The organism is Shewanella sp. GJ50-10, assembly GCF_055808815.1.
In genome coordinates this window covers 1591335-1614819 of record NZ_JBVVSS010000001.1, presented here as the reverse complement: position 1 = coordinate 1614819, position 23485 = coordinate 1591335, and the positions used below count along the sequence as shown (strand labels likewise).

General features: G+C 40.5%; 17 protein-coding genes, 2 tRNA genes and 1 rRNA gene. 4 read left to right on the top strand and 16 right to left on the bottom strand.

Translation table 11 applies throughout. From position 1 onward, the window contains the following. Positions 1 to 133: 133 nt before the first annotated feature. The 4 genes from AC0L4E_RS06720 to gmhB form a co-directional block, all read right to left on the bottom strand. Positions 134 to 209: transfer RNA gene (locus AC0L4E_RS06720), tRNA-Ala, on the bottom strand. A gap of 137 nt (positions 210 to 346) precedes the next feature. Beyond that, positions 347 to 423, bottom strand: a tRNA-Ile gene (locus AC0L4E_RS06715). A gap of 200 nt (positions 424 to 623) precedes the next feature. Continuing rightward, positions 624 to 2167 (bottom strand): 16S ribosomal RNA (locus AC0L4E_RS06710). 412 nt (positions 2168 to 2579) lie between these two features. Next, positions 2580 to 3131, bottom strand: a complete 552-nt coding sequence (gene gmhB / locus AC0L4E_RS06705) for a D-glycero-beta-D-manno-heptose 1,7-bisphosphate 7-phosphatase (RefSeq protein ID WP_473678538.1) — start codon at positions 3129 to 3131, stop codon at positions 2580 to 2582. 157 nt (positions 3132 to 3288) lie between these two features. On the opposite strand from gmhB, the gene AC0L4E_RS06700 reads away from it, so the two are divergent. Then, positions 3289 to 3960, top strand: coding sequence for a GntR family transcriptional regulator (locus AC0L4E_RS06700; protein WP_473678537.1), 672 nt, complete (start codon positions 3289 to 3291; stop codon positions 3958 to 3960). Between the two features lie 63 nt (positions 3961 to 4023). Further along, positions 4024 to 5097 carry a beta-ketoacyl-ACP synthase 3 gene (locus tag AC0L4E_RS06695; protein WP_473678536.1) on the top strand — a complete coding sequence of 358 codons (1074 nt, stop codon included), beginning with the start codon at positions 4024 to 4026 and terminating at the stop codon, positions 5095 to 5097. A 155-nt stretch (positions 5098 to 5252) separates the two neighbouring features. Here the strand turns inward: AC0L4E_RS06695 and AC0L4E_RS06690 are convergent, their stop codons facing one another. The 11 genes from AC0L4E_RS06690 to AC0L4E_RS06640 form a co-directional block, all read right to left on the bottom strand. After that, positions 5253 to 5942: an exonuclease domain-containing protein gene (locus tag AC0L4E_RS06690; RefSeq protein ID WP_473678535.1), complete on the bottom strand. Its 690-nt coding sequence runs from the start codon at positions 5940 to 5942 to the stop codon at positions 5253 to 5255. 3 nt (positions 5943 to 5945) lie between these two features. Next, positions 5946 to 7820: a DUF294 nucleotidyltransferase-like domain-containing protein gene (locus AC0L4E_RS06685; RefSeq protein ID WP_473678534.1), complete on the bottom strand. Its 1875-nt coding sequence runs from the start codon at positions 7818 to 7820 to the stop codon at positions 5946 to 5948. Between the two features lie 230 nt (positions 7821 to 8050). Next, positions 8051 to 9769, bottom strand: a complete 1719-nt coding sequence (locus tag AC0L4E_RS06680) for a sodium:solute symporter family protein (RefSeq protein ID WP_473678533.1) — start codon at positions 9767 to 9769, stop codon at positions 8051 to 8053. Between the two features lie 10 nt (positions 9770 to 9779). Further along, positions 9780 to 10046 (bottom strand): DUF4212 domain-containing protein, encoded by a 267-nt coding sequence (locus AC0L4E_RS06675; protein ID WP_473678532.1) that lies wholly within the window; start codon positions 10044 to 10046, stop codon positions 9780 to 9782. Positions 10047 to 10515: 469 nt separating this feature from the next. Continuing rightward, complete coding sequence (locus AC0L4E_RS06670; RefSeq protein ID WP_473678531.1) at positions 10516 to 10758, bottom strand: hypothetical protein; 243 nt, start codon at positions 10756 to 10758, stop codon at positions 10516 to 10518. Between the two features lie 12 nt (positions 10759 to 10770). Next, positions 10771 to 11568 (bottom strand): DNA-binding protein, encoded by a 798-nt coding sequence (locus tag AC0L4E_RS06665; RefSeq protein WP_473681550.1) that lies wholly within the window; start codon positions 11566 to 11568, stop codon positions 10771 to 10773. Between the two features lie 2 nt (positions 11569 to 11570). Continuing rightward, on the bottom strand, positions 11571 to 12113 hold the full coding sequence (locus AC0L4E_RS06660) for a core component of ECF transporter (RefSeq protein ID WP_473678530.1): 543 nt from the start codon (positions 12111 to 12113) through the stop codon (positions 11571 to 11573). A gap of 25 nt (positions 12114 to 12138) precedes the next feature. After that, positions 12139 to 12873, bottom strand: coding sequence for a CbiQ family ECF transporter T component (locus AC0L4E_RS06655; protein WP_473678529.1), 735 nt, complete (start codon positions 12871 to 12873; stop codon positions 12139 to 12141). After that, the gene (locus AC0L4E_RS06650) at positions 12870 to 14321 is read right to left on the bottom strand and encodes an ATP-binding cassette domain-containing protein (protein WP_473678528.1); all 1452 of its coding nucleotides are present in this window, start codon (positions 14319 to 14321) and stop codon (positions 12870 to 12872) included. The genes AC0L4E_RS06655 and AC0L4E_RS06650 overlap by 4 nt, the downstream gene beginning before the upstream one ends. 3 nt (positions 14322 to 14324) lie before the next feature. After that, the gene (locus AC0L4E_RS06645; protein ID WP_473678527.1) at positions 14325 to 16376 is read right to left on the bottom strand and encodes a TonB-dependent receptor plug domain-containing protein; all 2052 of its coding nucleotides are present in this window, start codon (positions 16374 to 16376) and stop codon (positions 14325 to 14327) included. Positions 16377 to 16865: 489 nt separating this feature from the next. Further along, positions 16866 to 18536, bottom strand: coding sequence for an AAA-type ATPase lid domain-containing protein (locus AC0L4E_RS06640; protein ID WP_473678526.1), 1671 nt, complete (start codon positions 18534 to 18536; stop codon positions 16866 to 16868). A gap of 247 nt (positions 18537 to 18783) precedes the next feature. On the opposite strand from AC0L4E_RS06640, the gene AC0L4E_RS06635 reads away from it, so the two are divergent. Together AC0L4E_RS06635 and AC0L4E_RS06630 are read left to right on the top strand one after the other, a co-directional pair. Then, entirely contained in the window at positions 18784 to 19689 is a 906-nt protein-coding gene (locus AC0L4E_RS06635; protein ID WP_473678525.1) for a substrate-binding domain-containing protein, read from the top strand. Positions 19690 to 19816: 127 nt separating this feature from the next. Then, the gene (locus AC0L4E_RS06630; protein ID WP_473678524.1) at positions 19817 to 22006 is read left to right on the top strand and encodes a diguanylate cyclase; all 2190 of its coding nucleotides are present in this window, start codon (positions 19817 to 19819) and stop codon (positions 22004 to 22006) included. On the opposite strand, the gene AC0L4E_RS06625 is transcribed toward AC0L4E_RS06630, so the two are convergent. Continuing rightward, a complete protein-coding gene (locus AC0L4E_RS06625; protein WP_473678523.1) occupies positions 21987 to 23441 on the bottom strand; it encodes an alpha/beta hydrolase in 1455 nt (484 codons plus the stop codon). The two genes, AC0L4E_RS06630 and AC0L4E_RS06625, sit on opposite strands and share 20 nt — an antisense overlap. Positions 23442 to 23485 lie beyond the last annotated feature (44 nt).

Genomic DNA, 23485 nt, shown 5'->3' with positions numbered 1-23485 from the left:
ATGCAATTAAATACTATCAGCTTTCCAAATTGTTAAAGAACGGGCTTAAAAAAGCCAAAGATAAAGCTGTCGCTTTATCTTTGGCGTCTCTATCCAAATATGCATGACTTACGATTTTATAAAAGTAAGTAAATGGTGGAGCTATGCGGGATCGAACCGCAGACCTCCTGCGTGCAAGGCAGGCGCTCTCCCAGCTGAGCTATAGCCCCATTTACATGCAGTTGAGAAAAAATCAAGATATCCAATGTAGACATTGGCGAAGCCAAATCGAGTTTAGACAAGGCGACTTGTTGCGACGTTTAGTTCACTAAACGAGTAATAAGTCAACGCAGTAAAAACGAAGATTTGGTGGGTCAGAGTGGACTTGAACCACCGACCTCACCCTTATCAGGGGTGCGCTCTAACCAGCTGAGCTACAGACCCATTCTTTTTGGTCTTTTAATCCTTACTCGGCGTTACTTTCTTCGTTTCTCAGTCATGTGCTAGAGCACACTCCCTGCGAAACTCATCAAGTGCCTTGATTAAGAATCAAAATCCTCAAAAATATCTTTCGATACATTTCTCTTTCTTTCTATCAAGTAATCTGTGTGAACACTCAACAAACATTAAGTTAGTCGTATAGGTAAGGAGGTGATCCAGCCCCAGGTTCCCCTAGGGCTACCTTGTTACGACTTCACCCCAGTCATGAACCACACCGTGGTAAACGTCCCCCCGAAGGTTAGACTATCTACTTCTGGTGCAGCCCACTCCCATGGTGTGACGGGCGGTGTGTACAAGGCCCGGGAACGTATTCACCGTAGCATTCTGATCTACGATTACTAGCGATTCCGACTTCATGGAGTCGAGTTGCAGACTCCAATCCGGACTACGACGTACTTTGTGAGATTAGCTAGACCTTGCGGCTTTGCAACCCTCTGTATACGCCATTGTAGCACGTGTGTAGCCCTACTCGTAAGGGCCATGATGACTTGACGTCGTCCCCACCTTCCTCCGGTTTATCACCGGCAGTCTCCCTAGAGTTCCCACCATAACGTGCTGGCAAATAAGGATAGGGGTTGCGCTCGTTGCGGGACTTAACCCAACATTTCACAACACGAGCTGACGACAGCCATGCAGCACCTGTCTCAGAGTTCCCGAAGGCACTAAGCTATCTCTAGCGAATTCTCTGGATGTCAAGAGTAGGTAAGGTTCTTCGCGTTGCATCGAATTAAACCACATGCTCCACCGCTTGTGCGGGCCCCCGTCAATTCATTTGAGTTTTAACCTTGCGGCCGTACTCCCCAGGCGGTCTACTTAATGCGTTAGCTTGGGAGCCCAGTGCTCAAGGCACCAAACTCCGAGTAGACATCGTTTACGGCGTGGACTACCAGGGTATCTAATCCTGTTTGCTCCCCACGCTTTCGTACATGAGCGTCAGTCTTTGTCCAGGGGGCCGCCTTCGCCACCGGTATTCCTTCAGATCTCTACGCATTTCACCGCTACACCTGAAATTCTACCCCCTCTACAAGACTCTAGTTCACCAGTTCCAAATGCAATTCCCAGGTTGAGCCCGGGGATTTCACATCTGGCTTAATGAACCGCCTGCGTACGCTTTACGCCCAGTAATTCCGATTAACGCTTGGACCCCTCGTATTACCGCGGCTGCTGGCACGAAGTTAGCCGGTCCTTCTTCTGTAGGTAACGTCACAGTAATGGCGTATTAAACCACTACCTTTCCTCCCTACTGAAAGTGCTTTACAACCCTAGGGCCTTCTTCACACACGCGGCATGGCTGCATCAGGGTTTCCCCCATTGTGCAATATTCCCCACTGCTGCCTCCCGTAGGAGTCTGGGCCGTGTCTCAGTCCCAGTGTGGCTGATCATCCTCTCAGAACAGCTAGGGATCGTCGCCTTGGTAAGCCATTACCTTACCAACTAGCTAATCCCACCTAGGTTCATCCAATCGCGAAAGGCCCGAAGGTCCCCTCCTTTCCCCCGTAGGGCGTATGCGGTATTAGCAGTCGTTTCCAACTGTTATCCCCCTCGACTGGGCAGATCCCTAGGCATTACTCACCCGTCCGCCGCTCGTCAGCATTGATAGCAAGCTATCAATCTGTTACCGCTCGACTTGCATGTGTTAGGCCTGCCGCCAGCGTTCAATCTGAGCCATGATCAAACTCTTCAATTAAAGTTTTTTGAGACTAAGTCTCGGCTCAATGAATTCTGATTACATTATGCAGACTCGGAAGAATCTACATCCTGTTTGTTACATATTGCTATGAACACTCATCGTTACATTGATAATAATTTTGATTGCTACCTAAGCAGCAATTTCGATTAACTCAACACCTGTGAGTGTCCACACAGATTACTTGATAAATTGTTAAAGAGCGGACTCGGTAACTAGCGTCATACGCCTTGTTCCGTGTCAGTGGTTGCGCATTATAGGGAAATCATTTCATCCCGCAAGTGCTTTTACGAAATAATTGATAAAAAACAGTTCAAAAGCACACTTTTTAAACGTTTCGACCTAAAAACCATCAAAAAAGTCGTAATCCATGACTTTTATGACAATTTAAAGGCGTTTTAATCTAAAAAGATTACAGTTGCTTAATAAAAGAAGGAACATCAGCAATACTATTTACTACTGTTGTAGCAAGCTCTATACCGGCTTCATCTACCACTTTGCCACTACGAACTAATATTGCAGTATTAATACCCGCAGCTTTAGCTGCACGGATATCATCAGCTTTATCACCCACCATTATAGAGTTTGCCATATCTATTTTAAGGAATGCGCCAGCATCTAGCATCATTCCAGGTTTCGGTTTACGACAATCGCAATCTTGCTTATATTCCCCTAAACCTTTCTCTGGATGATGCGGACAATAATAGATACCGTCTAACTCGACACCTTTATCTGCAAAGTTCCAGTCCATCCATTCAGTTAAATGGTGAAAATCGTCTTCTGAATACATACCACGAGCAATACCTGACTGGTTAGTCACCACTACAATTTTATAGCCCATCTCTTTAAATGCTAAACAAGCTTCGAAAACGCCTTCGATATACTCAAAGTCATCTACAAGGTGCACATAACCCTTATCAACATTAATGACTCCGTCACGATCTAAAAAAACGGCTTTATTCACGGTACTACTCCTAAATTCTTTATTAACGTGATTATCCCATTACTGAGAAAAATATGCACTTGTATTATAAAAGCTACATTTTTTGCGGTTGTACTTTATAATGCATTCTGTAAAGGTTACCCTTCCGTAGATATTTTGTGGCATTTATTAAGAAGTAATGAGTCAAATACAACCAATAATTCATAAAACTCGAACCCAAGCAGTTGTTGAAGTGCTTAGAGAGCGTATTTTGTCTGGCTATATAAAAGCCGGCGAACCTCTAAGACAATCAGCTATTGCTGAACAGCTCAATGTAAGCCGTATTCCTGTACGCGAGGCGTTAGTTCAACTTGAAGCAGAAGGCTTAGTTAAGTTTGAAGCACATAAAGGGGCGACTGCGACTGAACTTTCTGTAGAACAAGTCACAGAATTATTTGAATTAAGGGCTATGATTGAGACTGATTTACTTGCAAAAGCAATCCCAAATTTGCGAGAAGATGATTTCAATAAGGCTGATGCAGTTCTAGCTCAATTAGAGTCGGCATTAAAGTTACAAGACTCCGTAGCAACATGGAGCGAACTCAATACTCAGTTTCATACCTGTTTATACGAAGCCGCAAACAAACCACATACACTCGAAGTTGTCCATGGACTGAATAATAACTGTGATCGCTATATTCGCTTACAGCTATTGTTAACAGGTGGCATTCCCACCGCTGAGCGAGAACATCGCGAACTATTTGAGTTGTGTAAAAACAAAGATATCGATAAAGCGACAAAGCTTTTACGCGAGCATATTTTACATGCCGAAAAAGCGATTAAAAAATTAGTGATTCAGCAAATTAAATAATTTGCCCTCTAGTCAAATGTCGTTTTAACAGACAATTTTAAATTTTATTTGAGAGATAAACACATGCAGTATGCTCATATTACCGGTTGGGGAAAATGTGTCCCACCAGCAACATTGACCAATGATGACCTAGCCACATTTATGGAAACGTCTGATGAGTGGATCAAAACTCGTACAGGCATTAGTGAAAGACATATCAGTCATGTGAACACTTCTGAGCTTGCGACAGTAGCAGCAAAAAATGCACTATTAGCAGCAGGTATTGATGGAAGCGAGTTAGATTTAATCATTTTAGCCACGGCAAGCCCTGATACGCTTATTCCAAATATAGCTTCAACAGTACAAGCAAATGTAGGTGCGACCTGTGGGGCATTTGATATCAACGCTGCATGCAGTGGCTTTTTATATGCATTAGGTATGGGTAGCTCAATGATAAAGAGCGGCCAAAACAAAAAAATTCTTGTTATAGGCGCTGAAAGATTATCTTTTTATCTCGATTGGTCTCGCCGTGAAACTGCAGTGCTATTTGGTGATGGTGCTGGTGCAGTTGTAATTGAAGCCAGCAATGAACCTGGTGGTGTATTAGGTTACGAGCTTAATAATGACCCAGCAGCCCGTGGTATCTTATCTTCAGGTTTTGGTACCCAAATGGATCGCTTTGATTCATCATCTTTAGATTTCTTCATCAACTTAGATGGGCAAGAAGTGTTTAAACGTGCCATTCATGGCATGGGAGGACTCAGTACTAAGGTACTTGCAAACTGCAATATGACCAAAGAAGATGTTGATCTGGTTATTCCGCATCAAGCTAATGAACGTATTATTGATACCTTAATTAGCCGCATGAAAATTCCAAAAGAAAAGGCATTCGTCAATATTGCTAAATACGGTAATACCTCTGCGGCGACTATTCCTATCGCGATTTGCGATGCGTTAGAGCAAGGCAAAATGACATCTGGTCAAACCATTTTATCTTGTGCCTTTGGCGCTGGACTGACTTCTGCAGCGTTATTGCTGAAATGGGGTGAGCGCACTCAACCAATTAACCCTCCAACAGCTGAACTACCACCATGTGAAGTCTCAGCATTAGAGTTAATTAAGCCGGCGGTTGATTTTTTCTGTAATAAAGAAAAATAAACTAACCGAGTTATTCAAACTCAGCTAATCACTGAAATTAAAAACCAGCATAATGCTGGTTTTTTTGTGCCTAAAACTTGGCTACTAATCTTGAAATACCTTTAGTCAGCGACTTGTAAAAAGCAATTTATAAACACCTGCTTGAATAAACCCGTTTAAATTGAAATAAACTCAGATGCAGACAGTTTGTTAATATCACCAATAGAATTGAGTTGCGCGACAAGTAACTCTGCACAAGCTAAAGCATCTGTTAAAGCATCATGGCCAGAATAGGTTGGTAAGCCATATCGCTGCCTACATGCATCGAGCCGCAAACTCCCCTCTTTTAACACATCATGTTGACGAAGCAATCGCTGCTTTTCTAGTGCTAAGGTATCAATATAAGGCAGTTTAATGGCTCTGTTATGGCTCTTTAGTAAATGAGATTGTAAGAAACCAATATCCATTGGCGCATGATGTGCTACCAATATGTGCCCTTTAGTTTGCTCAATAAACCATTCCATAGCTTGCTCTAAACTAAGCGCGCTGGATAAGTGATTATCAATAATGCCATGCACCGCTGCGCTTTGACCGACACTACCTTCGATATTTATCATAACCTGCTGCGCTTTTGAAAGCGGGATTGATAAAGGAATACTACTTGGTTCAATAGGTACTATACCAATACTAATAATTTGATCTAGAAGTGGATCTAAGCCTGTCATTTCTAAATCAATCGCCATTAAAGGCACTTTGACTATGGGCTTATTAATCACAGTTAAACAATGTTGCTGATATTCAGACAACTGATCTTTTTGACCAAAGATTTCAAGATAAAGCCGCGTTTTGAGCCAGAGTTCATTCACTGATTAATAGCTCCGCATAAACTTCATTCTAAGACCCGATTGCGCATCATGAACCACTTTAAAAGCATCCCGCAATTGATGGCGCATCAACGAAGACATTTGTTGAGGTTTTAAATAATTGGTCACATCTTGCTGACTGGTATATTGCTCACCTTGGTTTGCTAGGCGCATATGAGCAATAAACTCATGAGCATCAGCAAGATTAAGGGCATCTTTACGGTTAATAATATTCGCATCCATAAGTGCTCGAATACGTTTCGGGGTATTTACCTCTGTGATCCCCGCACTTAATGCATACACCCTAGCAATATCATTAATGAGTGCGACACCTTTGTGCTTTAAGTCCATGCCTTTGACTTCACTGCCATCTCGTTCAAGCACAAACTTCCTAAAAAAGCCCAAAGGTGGCGACTCAACAAGGGAGTTACCCGCCATACCAGCAAGAAAAATATCATTATCTTTAGTGCGCTCTAATACGTGCAGCTGCAATTGGTCGAATAAATTTTGTGGACCATAAACAGCGCGCATGTCAAAAAAGATACTGGCATGCATTAACGCTTTGGGTTCTGGTGCATTTAACCATTGCTCAAAGTGCCGCTGCCATTTATCCAGTGATAAACGCCACTTAAGGTTTTGCGCCATAATATCGCCAGGACAATAGATATAACCGCACTTATCAAGGCCTTCACATACTGCATGGGATAATGCGTCGAAATAACCTTTCGCATGCTCATCAGGTTCATGAGCCAACAATAGACCATTATCTTGATCGCTACATGCAGCTTGATCTTGCCGACCTTGCGAGCCAAAAGCTAACCAACAGAATGCCATAGGAGCTGCGCCTAATAACTGCTGGTTTAAAATAATCAGTCTTCGCGTTAACGCATCTGTAACCGAGGTCAGCACACGACCTACTTCTTCAGCTCTAGCATCCGCACTGATTAGGTTTTGCAATAATACGGGGATCTGCTTACTGACATTTATCAAGCTTTCAATGTCTTGTTGCCTTTCAATTTCACCAATTAACAACAAAGGCTGTGAGCTTTGACCACGTAAGATATCGGTACTGGTCAGTATACCTACCGCAGGCGGTTGTGTTTTTTCATCAGTGGGAGGCTCAGCTAAAATGGGTAAATGGTGTATACCGTGCTCACTCATTAATAACATGGCTTCAAAAACCAAGGCATTGGCAGTCAAAGTCTTAGGATTTGCTGTCATTGCTTGATGAACAGCTAAGTTACCATCAAAGCCTTCAGCTAATACGCGATTGCGTAAATCTCTGTCGGTTAAAATCCCAATCAGTTTATTGTTATCTATCACCAATACTGAAGATACTCGGGCTAAACGCATTTTTTTTGCCGCTTCGCTGACTGTTTCATGACAATCAATACTTAGTGGATCTGCTGACATCAAACTATTAACCCGATTAGTCGTGGTTAAGTCTTTGGCTTTAAACCTTGCTTGATGACGCATTCTTTTCGCAAAGGCACGATTAAAAAAACGGTCAAACACTCTACTTTCATTTCTAAGGTAATTAAAGGTTTCAGGGTCGAGGTGATATACCAAGCTGTCTTCTAAAATTTGTACCTGATTACTGACTTTTTCACCTGACAATAGTGATGGGAAACCAAAGTAATCTCCTTCTCCTAACCTATCGAGTAATTCGCCTTGCTCATCTCTAACCTCAAACGCGCCACTTCTAACAATGTATAGCTGTGGATGGTTTTCATCTAGAGGAACTATTTTGTTGGCTTTACTGTAATAACCAATGGTGAGTTGCTGACAGCAACGAACAAGATTTGATTCAGATAAAGAATCAAACGGCACCAATGCATGAATAAACTGCAAAATAGGCTGAAGTTCACTGGCATCTTTCATATTGGCCTCATTCTTACATTGCTTAAAACAGTAAATTATTCTCGCTAAACTGTTTCAACTATACGTAAATCTTAAATGTGGCTCTATTCGACTTTAAGGTTAGTGAAGGAAATTTCACGCCTAAAATCTGATTGTTATGGTTATATGAAACAAACAAAAAGAGCGCCGAAGCGCCCTTTTTAGTAAGGTCATTAACAAGTTCGTTAATGCTAGTCGATTAACAACTCATACTAGTGGTCGTGCGCTTCACCTGAACCTTTAGGGAAACGAATTGACTCAACCATTGCCACTACATCATCAGGTATTTTCTTAGTCACTTTAGTTACAGCAAATGCAACACCAAAGTTAATAAACATACCTACCAAACCAAAGCCTTCAGGTGAGATACCTAAGAACCAGTTATCACTAATGTTGGCACTTGGATTAATGAACTTGAAGTAAACAATATAAGCTGCAGTACACAATAGGCCAGACAACATACCTGCAATTGCGCCTTCTTTATTCACTGTTTTAGAGAAAATACCCATAATAATCGCAGGGAACAGTGATGATGCAGCTAAGCCGAATGCAATCGCCACTACCGCGGCCACAAACCCTGGAGGGTTAATCCCGAAGTAACCAGCCATCACAACACCTAAACCTGCTGCAATACGGGCATACTTGAGCTCCTCTTTATCAGAAATATCAGGCATTAAATTCTTCTTCAATAAATCATGAGATACCGAAGTAGAAATAACCAATAGTAAACCTGCTGAAGTAGATAGTGCAGCTGCTAGACCACCTGCTGCTACCAGTGCAATAACCCATGCTGGCAGTGAAGCAATCTCAGGAGTCGCTAGTACCATGATATCGCGGTCAATCTTCATTTCATTGGCATCACCATTGGTATAATAGATGTTGCCATCATTATTCTTATCATCCCAAGTAATAAGGCCTGTTTTTTCCCAGTTTTTAATCCACTCAGGTGCCGATTCATATGATACGCCTGTAGAATCTGGACCATTAATGGTTTCAATCATGTTTACACGAGAGAACGCTGCTAACGCTGGAACTGTTGTGTACATAATTGCAATAAATACTAATGCCCAACCTGCTGAAACACGTGCATCTTTCACACGAGGTACAGTGAAGAAGCGAACAATAACGTGTGGTAAACCTGCCGTACCGAACATTAATGCACCCGTGATAAAGAACACATCAATCATGCTCTTCGAGCCTTCGGTATATTGGGCAAATCCGAGTTCAGCCGACAATCCGTCGAGCTTATCAAGTAAGTACACCCCCGTGCCATTACCTGCAGCATCAACCATTTCAGCACCAAAACCGATTTGAGGTAAAATATGACCTGTCATCATCACTGAGATGAAAATGGCTGGCACCATGAAGGCAAAGATAAGTACGCAGTACTGAGCAACCTGAGTATAAGTAATCCCTTTCATGCCACCTAAAACCGCATAAAAGAATACAACGGCCATACCAATGTACACACCGGTTTCTACATCGACTTCTAAGAAGCGAGAGAACACTACGCCTACACCACGCATTTGACCTGCGATATAAGTGAAGCAGATGAAAATGGCACAAACAACAGCAACTGTACGTGCAGCTTGTGAGTAATAACGGTCGCCGATGAAGTCTGGCACTGTAAATTTACCAAATTTACGAAGATAGGGAGCCATACATAGCGCTAGCAGAACATAGCCGCCCGTCCAACCCATTAAGTAAACTGAGCCGTCATAACCTGTAAAAGATACGATACCTGCAAGCGAGATAAATGATGCCGCTGACATCCAATCTGCTGCTGTTGCCATACCGTTCATTACTGGTGGAACCCCACCACCAGCGACATAAAACTCTTTAGTTGAACCAGCACGAGACCAAATGGCAATACCGATATATAGGGCAAAAGTGACCCCAACAATAAGATAAGTTAACGTTTGAACATCCATGATTTATTCCTTAATCTTCGTGTACATCATATTTTTTGTCTAAAGCATTCGCTTTCGCTACATACACAAAAATTAGTGCAACAAACACATACATGGCACCCTGTTGTGCAAACCAAAAACCTAACTTAAACCCCATAAAGGTAATTTCATTTAGTACGTCCACTAATAAAATGCCGCACCCAAAAGATACAAACGCCCAAACTGCGAGTAGTTTTAAAACTAATCGTAAGTTTTCGCTCCAATATCCTTTTGCCTTGTCTTCATTTTCAAAAGCCATTGTGACTCCCCTGTGCTAATTATTTTTAAAGTCGATAGTTAATCTAGCAACTCAAAATGTGACCACAATCACGACCTTAGTCTATAGAGGTGCTCTCTCAGCTTTACAGAATACAAACATATAACTTAAAATTCATACACTTATACAATTATTCACTTAGTTTTTTCAAACATTGCAACGAGCACTGTTTAGACCAAGGTCGAATTAGAAAAGCATAAAAAGAAAACAACTTAGCTAGAAAGCAGCACACTAAATGTTGGGGATATGGATAATTTGAAGCGGCTTTAAACGACTTTTGGGGGATAAAAGTGATAAATAACGAAAGGGAAAAGATGGTTAAGTAAATAAGTTACTTATGATTCAAGAAATTTTTAGTTATTCACAATGGGAATCATAATAAATGACTCCCATTAAACATTATGCCAATCATCATTAAATGATAGATGGAAAAGATTACAGTGAAGCAGTATTAAGACAAAGCTGTCACACTGCGGCATTCAAAGCTTTCAATAAGCCAGCGACGTTTCATACAATTAAAACAGCTTCTAAGCTCATCATCGATCATTTCATCTTCATCATCTTCCATGAATTGTTCACAATAAAATGCAGCTTGTTGGGCTTTTTCGCTATCGTCATTAGTAAAGCGGAACACCCAATGGCCTTCTTTAAGATAAAACCAATTTTCTCGATTAAAAGACGTGTTATTAGTCATAACTTCCACCCATTAATACTTTTTCAAATGCTGTTTTAATGCATTTTGCCAACGAGGCTCACCAGTCAGTTCATCTCGTTGTTGATACACTAACAAAGCAAACTGATGGTTCTGCATGACGGCTTTGATTTTACCTTTAACATGGACGATTTCATTGTTATTAAGTAAAAAACCATTTAACTCAATTATCGCATCCAACCCAGTTAGCTGTTTGATTTTTTCTACCGTTAGCGCTAATTCAGAGCTTGAATCAGTTAAGCCAACATCAAGTTGACCTTTTACCCTTCCGTCTCGTCCTGAAAGCCTCAAGCCAATACCCGCGATGGCGCCGATAACACCTTGGCCAGTTCCGCCATGTTCCGATAAATCGATACCTATATTGGCAGCTAATTCATATGCATCTGACTTGGTTTTAACCTGCTGCTTAGACTCAAATCCAAAAGTCATTAACCTCTGTATATCATTAGTGGCTAGCTGGCTTTTTTCAATAATCGCTAAGCCTGGATCTGCAGCAGGTGCACTTTCAGCTTTTAAATGAACAACACAAATATCCTTTATTACAGCTAAGGATTGTGAAGTCGTCACTTCAAAACACATCGCACTATTATGAGAGGTATAAGGTATATCTGGGTGAACAAATAACTGATGTCGAGTTACCCATGTTGGAGATGACACCTGTTTAAATTGACCGATATCTTCTTCGTTAAATGCTTTTGACATTAACAAACTCAATATTTCTTCAGCAATTTCACCTGTACCTTTAGTGCCAATATCATCTGTATCGTCAATACAAATTAACCACGTTTTCATCATTATTGCGGCGTCCTATTTCTTGTTATTAAATCATGAGCATCCAAACGAGTAATAATTATTGGCACAAGTAAAGCTGCGGCAATCGCAAAGCCACCTCCTTTTAAACTGCTTAGCCCAAATTGGATAAAAGCGACTTGGGGATCCATTCCAACCAATAAATTCTGTATCCAAGATTTACTCGCCCAAGCGATGCTGCCGATAACAGCCAGTAAAATGCAGCGCCAGCGTAACGTGAACAAGTTAGCCATAAATATCAGTGCAATATCCATCGCAAAAGCGGGCAAGGCAAATTTCAACAATATAAAAGGGCCGCCTTTCCCTACGCCTAAAATCATCGCTAACATGCCCGCTAATAGGCCACATAGCGTCATGCTGCCAACTTTATTCGTTGCGCCATAACACACTAAATAAAATAAGCTCATTAAAAACATCGAATGGCCCGTTAATCCCAATTTCATTCTCATCATGCTTTTAATGGCCACCAGCAGCGTGGCACAAAAACCAATGAATAATGCATTATGTAAAGTGAAGCCTTGCTTCATTTATTAATCCTCTTTGTTTAATTAACTAATTTAATGGCCAATGGGTATGTTTACTGTGTTTATCAAAATGTCGTTGTTGTGCAGATTTAGCGATATATTTAGATAAACTGAGTAACTGAATGAGTAATGGAAATAACACGCAACGAACCAACTCAGCCCAATTTAATGGATTAGCCAAATGCTTTGGCGTAATGCGCGCACCACGTAAACACTGAATGTGGTAAATATCTCTGACTTCTTGGGTGATAAAGGGAAGTAACTTAATAGAAGTCGTAATCACAAATGCCCATTTAGCCGGTAGTAACAAACACAAAACTTGGCTCATATGCTGCGCAGTTTGCGTGCTCGCAAGCCACCAGCTAGGCAACATGACTAGAATAATCCTTAACACCACAATCATCGCTTCTATTACCCTGTCACTGCCATAAAACAGAAAGTAGAGTCCCACTGTCATGACTGATTGAATGGCAAATAATTTAAGTAGTGGTGTTAGCCGAGCTTTACGAAACCATGCATGGATAAGTAAACCTAGGTTGATTAGCACTAACAAGCCGAGTTGCTTTGTGGACACTAAAAAAGCGCTGCTGGATAAAGCAATACTAAAAATAATGGCTAATCCGCATCTCCATTGAGCATTTTTAGATTGCCTTAGCCTTTCTGTGTTGGCAGCTGAAGTATCAGCCGTTGGAACCGCTCCAGAAGCTCCTGAGTGTTTTAGCTTGCTATGATTATTGGATTGAGAGTAAACCTTTTGTTTCATTGATTTACCTGTTGAAACCTTACTGGACTCAAAACCAACTCTTGATAGCCTGATAGGTTACATAGCTGCTCAGTTAACTCTCTATCGGTTATTTGCCAGCTCTTGTTGATTAAGTTCTCAAGTATCGGTCGGTGACTAGTAACAATAATGGCCCCACCTTGATGTAAGAATTGCTTTAAAACCTCAATCACTTTAGAGAAATATCGGTTATCTAGACCTGCAAAAAGATCATCCAACAATAACAATTTAGGTTTAATACAAAGCACTGAAGCCAAAGCAACCAAATGTTGTTGTCCGTAGGAAAGTTTATGGGGAGATTGCTGCGCTATATGACTGATTTCAAGCTGAGTTAATATCTCGCTCGCTTGGGCTAAAGGTAGACCAAAACGTTTGAGGCTAAATTCAAGTTCCTGCATAACCGTCACCTCAAACAACTGCCTTGATGGACGTTGCATTAAAAAACCAAGTTCTTTGCCAAAAGAGCCTAGTTTTGCAGGCTTATTTAAAAACAAAATATCGCTACAATTGCTGTTATCAATTCCCACGATTTGATTAAGTAAGCTTGATTTACCACAGCCATTTTCACCAAATACACCAATCAGGTCTCCAGAGTTGGCATGTAAGGTTTGTTTAATTTGAAGTAATGGCTGAGCATCTTCGAACTGAATAGTAAGCGGGAAAATCGTTAGTTTGGTTTCTGTGTTATTAGTATCAGCTGTGCTTGCTGACTTTCCAGTAGCTGTATCATTCACTGGCGAACTAACTTTAGTTCTGGTGAAAGGACATACATTGTTGGCTTGCTTTGGCTTTGGCTCTGAGTCTTGCTGTTTCAATAAACCATTATCTAATAACCAATATGTATCGATGATCCCAGCAAAAGCCCCCGAGTGATGTTCAGTCATGATCACACTGACTCCACTGTCAATTAGGCGTTTAAGTGCACCAACAAGTTCTTTTACACCAACATTATCAAGCTGCGCCCACGGCTCATCAATCAGTATTAGATTGGGGTTTAATACCAGTTGTGCAGCCAGCATCAGTCGATACTTTTGCCCTAAAGACAAATTAATCACTAAAAAACCTAGTGGTAAATCAAGTCCAACTAGCTTTAATGCTTGCTCTACCTGTCCAATCATTTCGGTAGCAGGAATAGCGATATTTTCCAAGCCAAACGCAACTTCAGCCCCAATAGATTCGCGTATGAGTTGCACGTTGGGGTCTTGCATCACCAAGCCTAAACGAAGTTCAGGATGATGCATTACCTCGCCTTGGTAATCGAAATCACTTGGCATTGCCATGAGTTGTAACAACGTCGATTTGCCAGCACCTGTGACGCCACAAATACAGTGACACTCACCAGTTGAAACTGAAAAGTTAAGCTGATGAAGCAAGTCTTCTGATGCCGAATATTGCCGATAAACAACTTCATGCAATGCCAATAAAGTCATGGACTATATCTGCCAGTTTATGCCAACAAAGATCTGTCTACCTGCTTGAGGAAGTGCTTCACTTTGGTAGTAATTAACATCAAGTAGATTAGTCGCTCTGATATAAGCTTCTAAATTATCAACCATCAGTGGCTGTACTAAATTAATGTCCACCAAGGTATAACTATCCATCTCATTTTTAACTGAAACAGTTTCGCCTGATATTTTTTCACTGGTGTAATAAACTTGATCAGTAATATGTTCAACATTTAAGTTAACTTTTAATCCGAAATTAAACCCATATTGCCCTTGGAATCTAAATTGATGTTTAGGGCGATGCTCAAGCTCATTCATTTCAACATTACCGGTATCTTCTGAATCTAAATAGCTATAAGCAAATGTTAGGTCTAAGTCGTCGAAATATTGGTTTGATATAGAAAAATCAACGCCTTTGAACTTATAGTCATCCATATTTTGATAGAAGCCATCACTGTCTTTTGCGATGTAGTTTTCGGCATCCGTGTAATAACCTGTGATATCCATATTGGTGTTATAGGCAAAACCTTGATTAAGACCTAATTCAAAATGAGCAGATTCTTCTGGTTCTAAATCTTGATTACCTGAAGACTTGGCATATAGGTTTCTTAAGGAAGGGAAACGTACCTTTCGAGCAATACCTGCGTGAATTTTGCTGTCATCAGCCACACGCCAATAACCGGATAATTGCCCAGAATAATTATTCTCGTTTTCGCTATCACGTTCTTGGTTATGCACTGCTGCACCAACCGTCATGCCATATTTATCATTGTGTTGATACTGATATTCAAGAGCAAAAGTATGTAACCATCCTTGTTCATTAAAGTTATCACTCGAGCCTGAACCGCTACCATCGCCATTCCCGCCACCATTTCCTCCACCAGAGCCACCTCCTGAACCACTGCCAGAACTGTGCACTGCAGCAACCTCAGCTTCGTAATTAATCGACTCCCAAGCTTGCTTTTCGCTCATCAAAGAACCTGTCAGTAAACCCGATTCATCAAAATCAGCCACAAGCTGTAAGTTTGCCCCTTGAACCGTAGAAGTTCCATCTTGGCTAGAGCTAATATCACTATAATCACGACTGGTATAGGCTGATTCGAATACTTGACTCTCATTGTGATAACCGTAACCACGCAGCACTAAAAGATCAGAAAACTTGTGCGCAAACCCTAACTGAACAATTGAGCTTTCATAATCGTCTACACGTTCGTATTTTACTTTACCCGTTCCAGTTCCATCACTGCTTGGCTTACCCCAACTACCCGACTTATAGTTAACATTTGCAGTTAACATCGTATCGTCAGAAATAAAGTAACTGCCTTGGGCGTAGAAGTTATCTAAGGTTTTATCAGCATTTAAGCGAACATCTGTATCTTGTTCTTCTGTCTCTTCAAAGTCAGATGATAATGGATAACCATCTGTTTGCTGGCGGTTGTAGCTCATAAATCCTTGCCACTTTTCACCACTACCCGCTAAATTGATATTGCCATTAAATGTATCGTTTTCAGCAAACTCAAGATTACCTGAAACGCTAGGTGCATTATCACCTTGCCTTGTAATGATGTTAATCACACCACCCGCACCACCTGGACCATAAAGAACTGATGATGGTCCAACTGACACTTCAACTGATTCAATTTGTGAAGCAGGAATAACACTTGGGTCGAATTGTCCATCTTCTGCATCATTTGCTGGCACACCATTAATTAAGTAAATAACATGGCGAGCTTTAAAACCGCGAATATCCACTCTTGGTGTACCTTGCCCCCCCACTCTTACATAAATCCCTGGAACATTAGCTAAAATCAAGTCAAGACTTTGACCACCAGAGGCCTCAATTTCTTCCCTTGAAATATCCCAGTGAGTCATTGAAGATTGCGCAGCAGTCGGGCCTTCACCTTTAACGACGATTACTTCTTGAATGTTAAGAATAGGATCCCTTTCGACCGTATCTGCATGAGCGTTAAAGCTGGCTAAAATAGCAATTGATAAAATGGAGAAATGTAGTGATTTATGGGATGGCTTGTTGATGTTCATTTTGCTGCAACGTCCTAATTAGAAAGTCCTATTTTTGTTGCGCGCATTGTTACTTCCGTTGTATGAATACTCAATAAAGAGCCTTTAAAACTACTGCAGGTAACACAAAAGCCAGAAAAATAGAAAATCAAAAACGAAAAAAGGACAAAATGTCCTTTAAAAGTGTTCGATAAATAACTGTCATAAAAAATGACTGTTAGGGCCTGTTGTTCTTTGCCGGTTAAATTTTGTTCGAGACAAAAGCGATTTAATTAAGGCGGATGGATTGATGCCTAGTCATTTAAGCATCTCTTTATTCACAAAGACTTATCCAACAAAAAGTAAAACGCTTTTAGTCGAACCCTTTGGGCAGCGTTTGTTGGGCATTTTTACTGCGTTATCGACTTTTTATGTAGAATAACTACACCACAAAGTCTCAGCCTTGTATAAATGCCCAACAATTCACTGCAAAAACAACCTTGAAAGTTCAACAGGCCCTAGGCTTTGTCTTTAGTTTTTTTCCTCTTCTGCCCATTCATTCAACTTCCTATCAATCGTTTTGCGGGAAATACATAGATGTTCAGCGGCAAGTAATCGATTACCTTGATAGAGATTCACAACCCGCAAAATATGGGCTTTTTCAATTTGTTTTAAATCCCAATCTATAGGAAAGAAGTGTTGGCTGGAGCTAGGTAACTGATCTTTTTCATTGCATTTGGTTTGTAGGCAGTTTGTTTGCGGGTTTTGTTTAAAAAATTCATTCGGTAATAGGTCCATCAACAAACAATGCTCTACCGTATTCTTTAACTCTTGAATATTTCCTGGCCAGCTATATTCAGTCAGACTTTGAAAATCAGTTACTCGCCAAGCTTGAAAACGATTAAGCAGCACTTCCCTATTAGCATCACTGTTGGTGATTAATTGATTAGTGAAATACTTCACCAACAATACAATATCTTCTGCGCGCTCATTTAGTGGCGCTAAGTACATACTAAGACCTGCAAGTTGATAATAAAGCTCTGAAGAAAATGCTCCGCTTTGAACCCGCTTTAATAGTGAAGAACAACTTAAACTGATTAGCCTAATTTGTGGGTTATTGATGAGTTCAGAAGACGATAACAACTGCATTAACGCAATTTGACCAGACACTGAAATCTCATCGATATGGTTAAAAACAACTAAGGTAGATTGAGTTTGCTCTACCTTCAGTTCATCAAGTTCTGTCTGTTGATAAAGATTCAAACTACCCAGATTAAGCTGCGCTTCAAAGCGACAATCAATATTAATTATCTGGCTTTTATTAGCCGCTAACTGCTGTAAGTGTCGAACGGCTCGTTTTTTCCCTGTACCGCTCTGCCCTTCAATTAACAGATGTTTGCCACTGATACTGGCATTAATGATATTTAAACGAATGGCATCCGCAACTGCGCTGTCGCCAATATGCTGGTCTAGCTTAAGGCTAGAAACCTTAGCATTGTATTGGGCTTTACATTGATGGTTTACACACCAGCGTGAAATAGCAGATTCAAGGCGAGAAACTTGAATAGGTTTACTAATAACGTCTTTTGCGCCCAGCCGCATCATACTGAGTACATCTTCAGCTTCAACAATACGGCTTAAAACTATAAAGTCTTTGGGAAATATCTGCTGCTCAGCTAATTCGGGATAAGCATTAAAATTATAGTTTTCAAAAGGCTCAATGAACTTTGGCTCAATAAGCTTGGACTGCTCAGATTTAGACTGAATATAGTCTTGCTGCGTATGCTCTTGTTGAAAATGCACTGGATTAACCAGCTTCGACTTAATGCTTTGTGTTCGAATGAGCTTGGATTGAGAGCTGTTTAACTGAACTTGATTTGATTGAACAAAACTAGACTGATTATTCTTTTCAGTTAATGCCTGCCAAAATGCAGACACTTGCTTGATATCAATAATAACCAGATTAAAGCTAAAGCGCCTGTAACTCACCACTGCTAACTCAACACTTCTCGCATGCTGAACCAGCCCAAAGTGTTGTGATAACGTCGGCTCGACCTTTTCCCACACACTTACATTTGGCTCTATCACCAATACCGCTGCATCAAGGGCTTTTTTATCCTGTGATGTTTGCTTTGTTTCCAAACAGGCAGGTTCGAAAGATACAAGCTTTGTAGCGTGATCATTAAAATTAGCCTCGTTCATTAACAAACACCTTGGGAATAAATCATGTATTAATTCTTTTTATTTCAAAATCGGGACAACAGATATTCAAAAGATAGTGCGAACAGGTTTCATCGCAAAGTTAATAGTCAATTCCTGTGTAAGAAACCCAACCTTGCCCACAAATATCAACTTTAGCTTGTATGTTAATTTGCAACTGAAACAGCAATTATTACACTAGCTTATAACAGTATTAAGCTCTATCGATGCCATTTAATTTAGGATTACCATGCCAGCTGACTCAAACATCATTTATATGAGCACCAAGCAAGTTGCTGAATATTTGGATTTAAACGAGAAAAAAGTCTACTCAATGGCAAACCATCGTATTTTACCCGCGACAAAAGTCACGGGGAAATGGTTATTTCCCAAAGTGTTAATCGATAGATGGCTTATGGATTCATGCCACAGTGGCATGTTGTCCGACCGAATGCATATTACGGGTAGTGACGACCCGCTGCTGTCGATGTTAGTTGCACAGTTAATGTCCGAAGGTGATCACCAAGAAATAATCAGTTATAGCTCAACGGGGTCAAAGTCAGGTTTAGAGTTACTTTCACGTGGCTATGCCGATGTTTGCAGTATTCACTGGGAAAACGAGCATGGTAACCGTGATAGCTTATTTTCATTATTAAAAAGCTACCCTAATCACCAGCAATGGATATTAGTCAGTGGCTATGAACGCCATCAAGGTTTAATGGTGCGACAAGAAATGGCTTCACTTTTTGAAAGTGATATAGCTGTACCACAACAACCACTTAGATGGGTATCACGTCAAAAAGGCGCCGGCAGTCAACGCCACTTAGAGCAATGGCTAACCGAGCAAAATGTTAATTTGAATGAATTGCTTTACACTGCCACAGCGAAATCTGAACGTGAGTTAGCAGGTTATATTGCTCGTAATAATGCTGACATTGGCTTTGGGTGCCAAGCTGTTGCTGCCGAAAGTGGCTTACACTTCATCCCTAAACTGACCGAGTCTTTCGATTTTGTTATGTCACAAAGCATCTTTTTTAGACGTCAACTTCAAGCATTAATTAGCTTGTTAAACCAAGCTCATACCACACAACTCGCCAATTTATTAACAGGCTATCAGTTAACCAAAAGTGGCCAACTACTTTGGCGAGGTCAGTGACAATTAGGCTTTGTAATCTCTCCATTAAATAAAGCCATAAAACAAAATCATCCTAAACGCGTCAAAGACTTGTACTAGCTGAATAAGGCAGGTAGTATTTTTTTATAATAATGACAAGGATGATTCATTGAATATCAAATCCATTAAGCCACGAAACCTTATTTTTGCACTTATTTTAGGTGTGATTGGTTTCATCATTAACTGTTATCCAATCCCTATATTTGCCAATGTTCAATTGGTACTCGGTAATACTTTCACTATCATCTCAGCAGTCATATTAGGTCCTTGGTATGCCTTGATAACAGCCTTATTAAGTTCCACAGGTTTAATGCTGACGTGGGGTAGTCCTCATGTGTATTTAATCTTTGGCGTCGAAGCGCTCTTTATTGGGTATTCCCGTCAAAAAGGCTTATATCCATTATATGGCAGTGCCTTGTACTGGCTAACTATTGGTATGCCATTGGCTTATCTTTATATGAATACCTTTAGTGACTTACCTGACAGTCATATGTTATTCGCCATTATTAAACAAAGTATTAATGGTCTCATTTATGCCAGCTTAGCTTCATTACTTATCGTATTGGTCCCAAAACTATGGCTATTTAACGGTCAGAGCACGGCAAAAGTTCGTCGCTCTTTTAATGATCAAGTAACTTACTTCATGACATTAATGCTCACCTTGTGTTTATTAATCTCTGCGCTGACCTTTAATTATTTGTTTTTAGCAAAACAACAAACCTTACTTCAGCGAAATTTAACCGACACCACAGTTCATTTAGCTTCTGCCACAGAGCAATATATTGAAAATCATAAAAAGGTTGTCGAGTATGCAGCCAACTTTCTGAGCCTAGCAAGTACTAACGCCGATGAATGGCAACCCATGCTCAGTAAACTTCATAACAATTACCCTAGCTTTATCACCATGTTAATTGCTAATGAAAATGCTAAAATTGTCGCTGGAAGTCCTGGTGCGATGATGTTAGATGAAAACAACAACATCAAGGATATGTCGATCAAGGACAGAGGTTACTTTATAGAAGCTTTTCACAACCGCCGTGTCTTTGTGTCGCCAGTATTCCAAGGTAGAGGTTTTGGCAATGATTCTATTGTTGCTATAAGTGCCCCATTCTACAGTGGCAACAATGAGAGCAATGTAGCTGGGATCATTGAAGGCTCGCTAGATTTACGTTTTTTCTCCAGCATCGATAACAAAAATAACTATGGCGATAAAGAGCTGCTTGTTTTAGTCGATGAAAATAATCACATCATCTATGCCACATCAGAACTGGGATTAACTGAGCATGAAGAATTTAAATACTCTGATGATAAGGGCTTGTATCACATTTCATTAGACGTGATTAAATTAAACAACTTAGAAGCCACCTCACCTGAATATGTGTATACCAATAAAAAATTAAATAATGGCTGGCGATTATATGTGCTTCAGCCCTTATCCCCGCTGTTAAAAACAGCTGAAACCCAGATGTTTAGTACCTTTATCCTGCTCATTTTTTCACTCATACTCACATCATTGATTTCTAGAAAAGTATGTCAATTGCTCACTACACCGTTAGAAATTGTAGCGAACCAATTTGGTCAAATGAGTAATGAAGAATTAAAAAGCCAAGTGGTCGATGAGAACTCCTCTATTGAAGTGTTTAATCTTTATCAGAGATTAACTTCAAGTAAGCGCGCATTGTTAAAGCAGCAACTTGAACTTGAAGAGACCGTTGCTATTCGTACAGATGAACTTGAACAAGCCAATAAAAAGCTACTATCGTTAGTCGATGAAGATCCACTCACAGGACTTAAGAATCGTCGCTTTGCCGAAGATAAATTTGAAGCAGTGCTAGACTTCTGCCTTCGTGGAGAACATGCCATTACCATAGTCATCTTAGATTTAGATTTCTTTAAAAAGGTGAATGATACTTATGGGCATTTAGCTGGTGATGAGTGCTTACGCGTTGTATCAGGGTTACTAAGCAATGAATTCAAGCGTGACACTGATATTGTGGCTCGATATGGCGGTGAAGAATTTTTACTGATCTTGCCACTATCAAACGCGCTCAAAATCGAACAACACTTAAATAAATTCAAACAAAAGCTTTCAGAGGTCGTAATAACCTCTCCAACGGATGAACAGCAGTTTTCTGTCACTACTAGCGTTGGGGCAATTACTGCTAACGCAAGCTTTTCCAACGATATCGACGTTTGGATAAAAGTGGCTGATGACAATCTTTATGCCGCCAAACAGCAAGGCAGAAACAAAGTCATCATTAATGTGATTAACGAACAGGCTACTGAGCAGAAGGCTTAATAAAGTCTTCAATTTGCTCAATCATATAAGGATAAAAAGGATTCCATTTTTGCCTTAACATTTCAGATGCGGGGATCCCAAACAGCCCCCGCTCCCCTTTAAAAATGGCTTGGCCTATTTGAATGTGCGCATTTTCCTTTTGATAATGAGGCCCATATAAGGTGTCTGACTCAGGAAATGGCAATGCAACATGGGAAAGAGAATAAACACCTTTTGGCCACTCAAGCGACATTGAATTTACGTCTTTAGACTCACCACCCGCCACCAGATGCTCTTGAACATAATGATCTCTATCTGGATTGTTTTCAATAATACTAAGCTGATAATTCATCGGTGAATTTAGCCAAAGTGACGCCATTTCATTTAACGGATCATTGGTAATTAGCTGATGATTATTAGGATTACGATTAATGTCGAACACCACTAACCTATGATGCTCCGCGGGTAAATATTGATATAAATATTGAATAACGGCAGTCGAAGAAACCGTATCATCCGCGATAGATTGAAAGGTTAATAGCGGCGGTATGCTTTGCAACTGAGTCTCGGTCAGTTTTGCAATGATATCTTGGTTACGCTGCGCAAGTTGATATACCACATCCCCTGCATTTACAGCAAATGAAGTATATTTAAAAGGATCGTACTCGACAGAAATACTGTTCCAAAACAGCTTTTCATAACCTAGTAGACTGCCCAGCCTAGCCTGCCATTTAGCGCCTGCAGCAATGGGCGCTAAGCCAATTGCTGGCGATATAAATACCATGCCTTGATATTCAGGCGGTTTATTTAATGCAATACGTTCAAGCTCGATATTTAACGCAAGTGCCGCACCAGTAGAAAAGCCTATAACATATAAGGGTTTGCCTTTAAGCTCCGCTTTCATATGACTGGTTGCAAGTGCAACTGCACTTGCAAGATCTGGCCAAGTAATTTCAGTGAGCCCAGCTGGAATCGTGCCGTGACCTGGGAGCCTTAAACCTAATACATGAGCGGATGATTTAAACTGTTTCGCTAAATGTGACATTGCATATGGCGAGTCAGACATGCCATGGACTAATAACACCCCATATTCAGCTTGGGCATTTTTCCATTCAAAAGAACGGTTCCAATTGATGTCCCAAATATTGGGGTCGGACAAACTGCCATTTTCATAGCGATTAATCACAGATGGGGCTTGTGGAATGTATTCTTGATAGATTTTGTTATCGAGTTCAGTAAAAAGCTTATCTTCAAGTTCAAGGTACTCAGCAAAGGCCTTTAAGCCAGATTGCTGGTGATATTCTTGCTTTAAATGAGTGGTATGCCATGGGTCTAACTCAGCGCGGGCATTTAAGATCCATACAATCGCCACCAATAAAGCGATGACACTGCCAATAAACCCGTAAATCGCAAAAAATAAAACATGCTTTGTCGAGCCGATAACAATGGCTTTCATTTATCTGTCCTTGTAACTATTTACCGGTAATGCTCACGTTGATA

What these genes read in the sequence shown, in the direction of transcription:
- AC0L4E_RS06700 (WP_473678537.1), top strand. Translation starts at nt 3,289, where the DNA reads ATGAGTCAAATACAACCAATAATTCATAAAACTCGAACCCAAGCAGTT.
- AC0L4E_RS06695 (WP_473678536.1), top strand. Translation starts at nt 4,024, where the DNA reads ATGCAGTATGCTCATATTACCGGTTGGGGAAAATGTGTCCCACCAGCA.
- AC0L4E_RS06685 (WP_473678534.1), bottom strand. Translation starts at nt 7,820, where the DNA reads ATGAAAGATGCCAGTGAACTTCAGCCTATTTTGCAGTTTATTCATGCA.
- AC0L4E_RS06680 (WP_473678533.1), bottom strand. Translation starts at nt 9,769, where the DNA reads ATGGATGTTCAAACGTTAACTTATCTTATTGTTGGGGTCACTTTTGCC.
- AC0L4E_RS06675 (WP_473678532.1), bottom strand. Translation starts at nt 10,046, where the DNA reads ATGGCTTTTGAAAATGAAGACAAGGCAAAAGGATATTGGAGCGAAAAC.
- AC0L4E_RS06670 (WP_473678531.1), bottom strand. Translation starts at nt 10,758, where the DNA reads ATGACTAATAACACGTCTTTTAATCGAGAAAATTGGTTTTATCTTAAA.
- AC0L4E_RS06665 (WP_473681550.1), bottom strand. Translation starts at nt 11,568, where the DNA reads ATGAAAACGTGGTTAATTTGTATTGACGATACAGATGATATTGGCACT.
- AC0L4E_RS06660 (WP_473678530.1), bottom strand. Translation starts at nt 12,113, where the DNA reads ATGAAGCAAGGCTTCACTTTACATAATGCATTATTCATTGGTTTTTGT.
- AC0L4E_RS06655 (WP_473678529.1), bottom strand. Translation starts at nt 12,873, where the DNA reads ATGAAACAAAAGGTTTACTCTCAATCCAATAATCATAGCAAGCTAAAA.
- AC0L4E_RS06650 (WP_473678528.1), bottom strand. Translation starts at nt 14,321, where the DNA reads ATGACTTTATTGGCATTGCATGAAGTTGTTTATCGGCAATATTCGGCA.
- AC0L4E_RS06645 (WP_473678527.1), bottom strand. Translation starts at nt 16,376, where the DNA reads ATGAACATCAACAAGCCATCCCATAAATCACTACATTTCTCCATTTTA.
- AC0L4E_RS06640 (WP_473678526.1), bottom strand. Translation starts at nt 18,536, where the DNA reads ATGAACGAGGCTAATTTTAATGATCACGCTACAAAGCTTGTATCTTTC.
- AC0L4E_RS06635 (WP_473678525.1), top strand. Translation starts at nt 18,784, where the DNA reads ATGCCAGCTGACTCAAACATCATTTATATGAGCACCAAGCAAGTTGCT.
- AC0L4E_RS06625 (WP_473678523.1), bottom strand. Translation starts at nt 23,441, where the DNA reads ATGAAAGCCATTGTTATCGGCTCGACAAAGCATGTTTTATTTTTTGCG.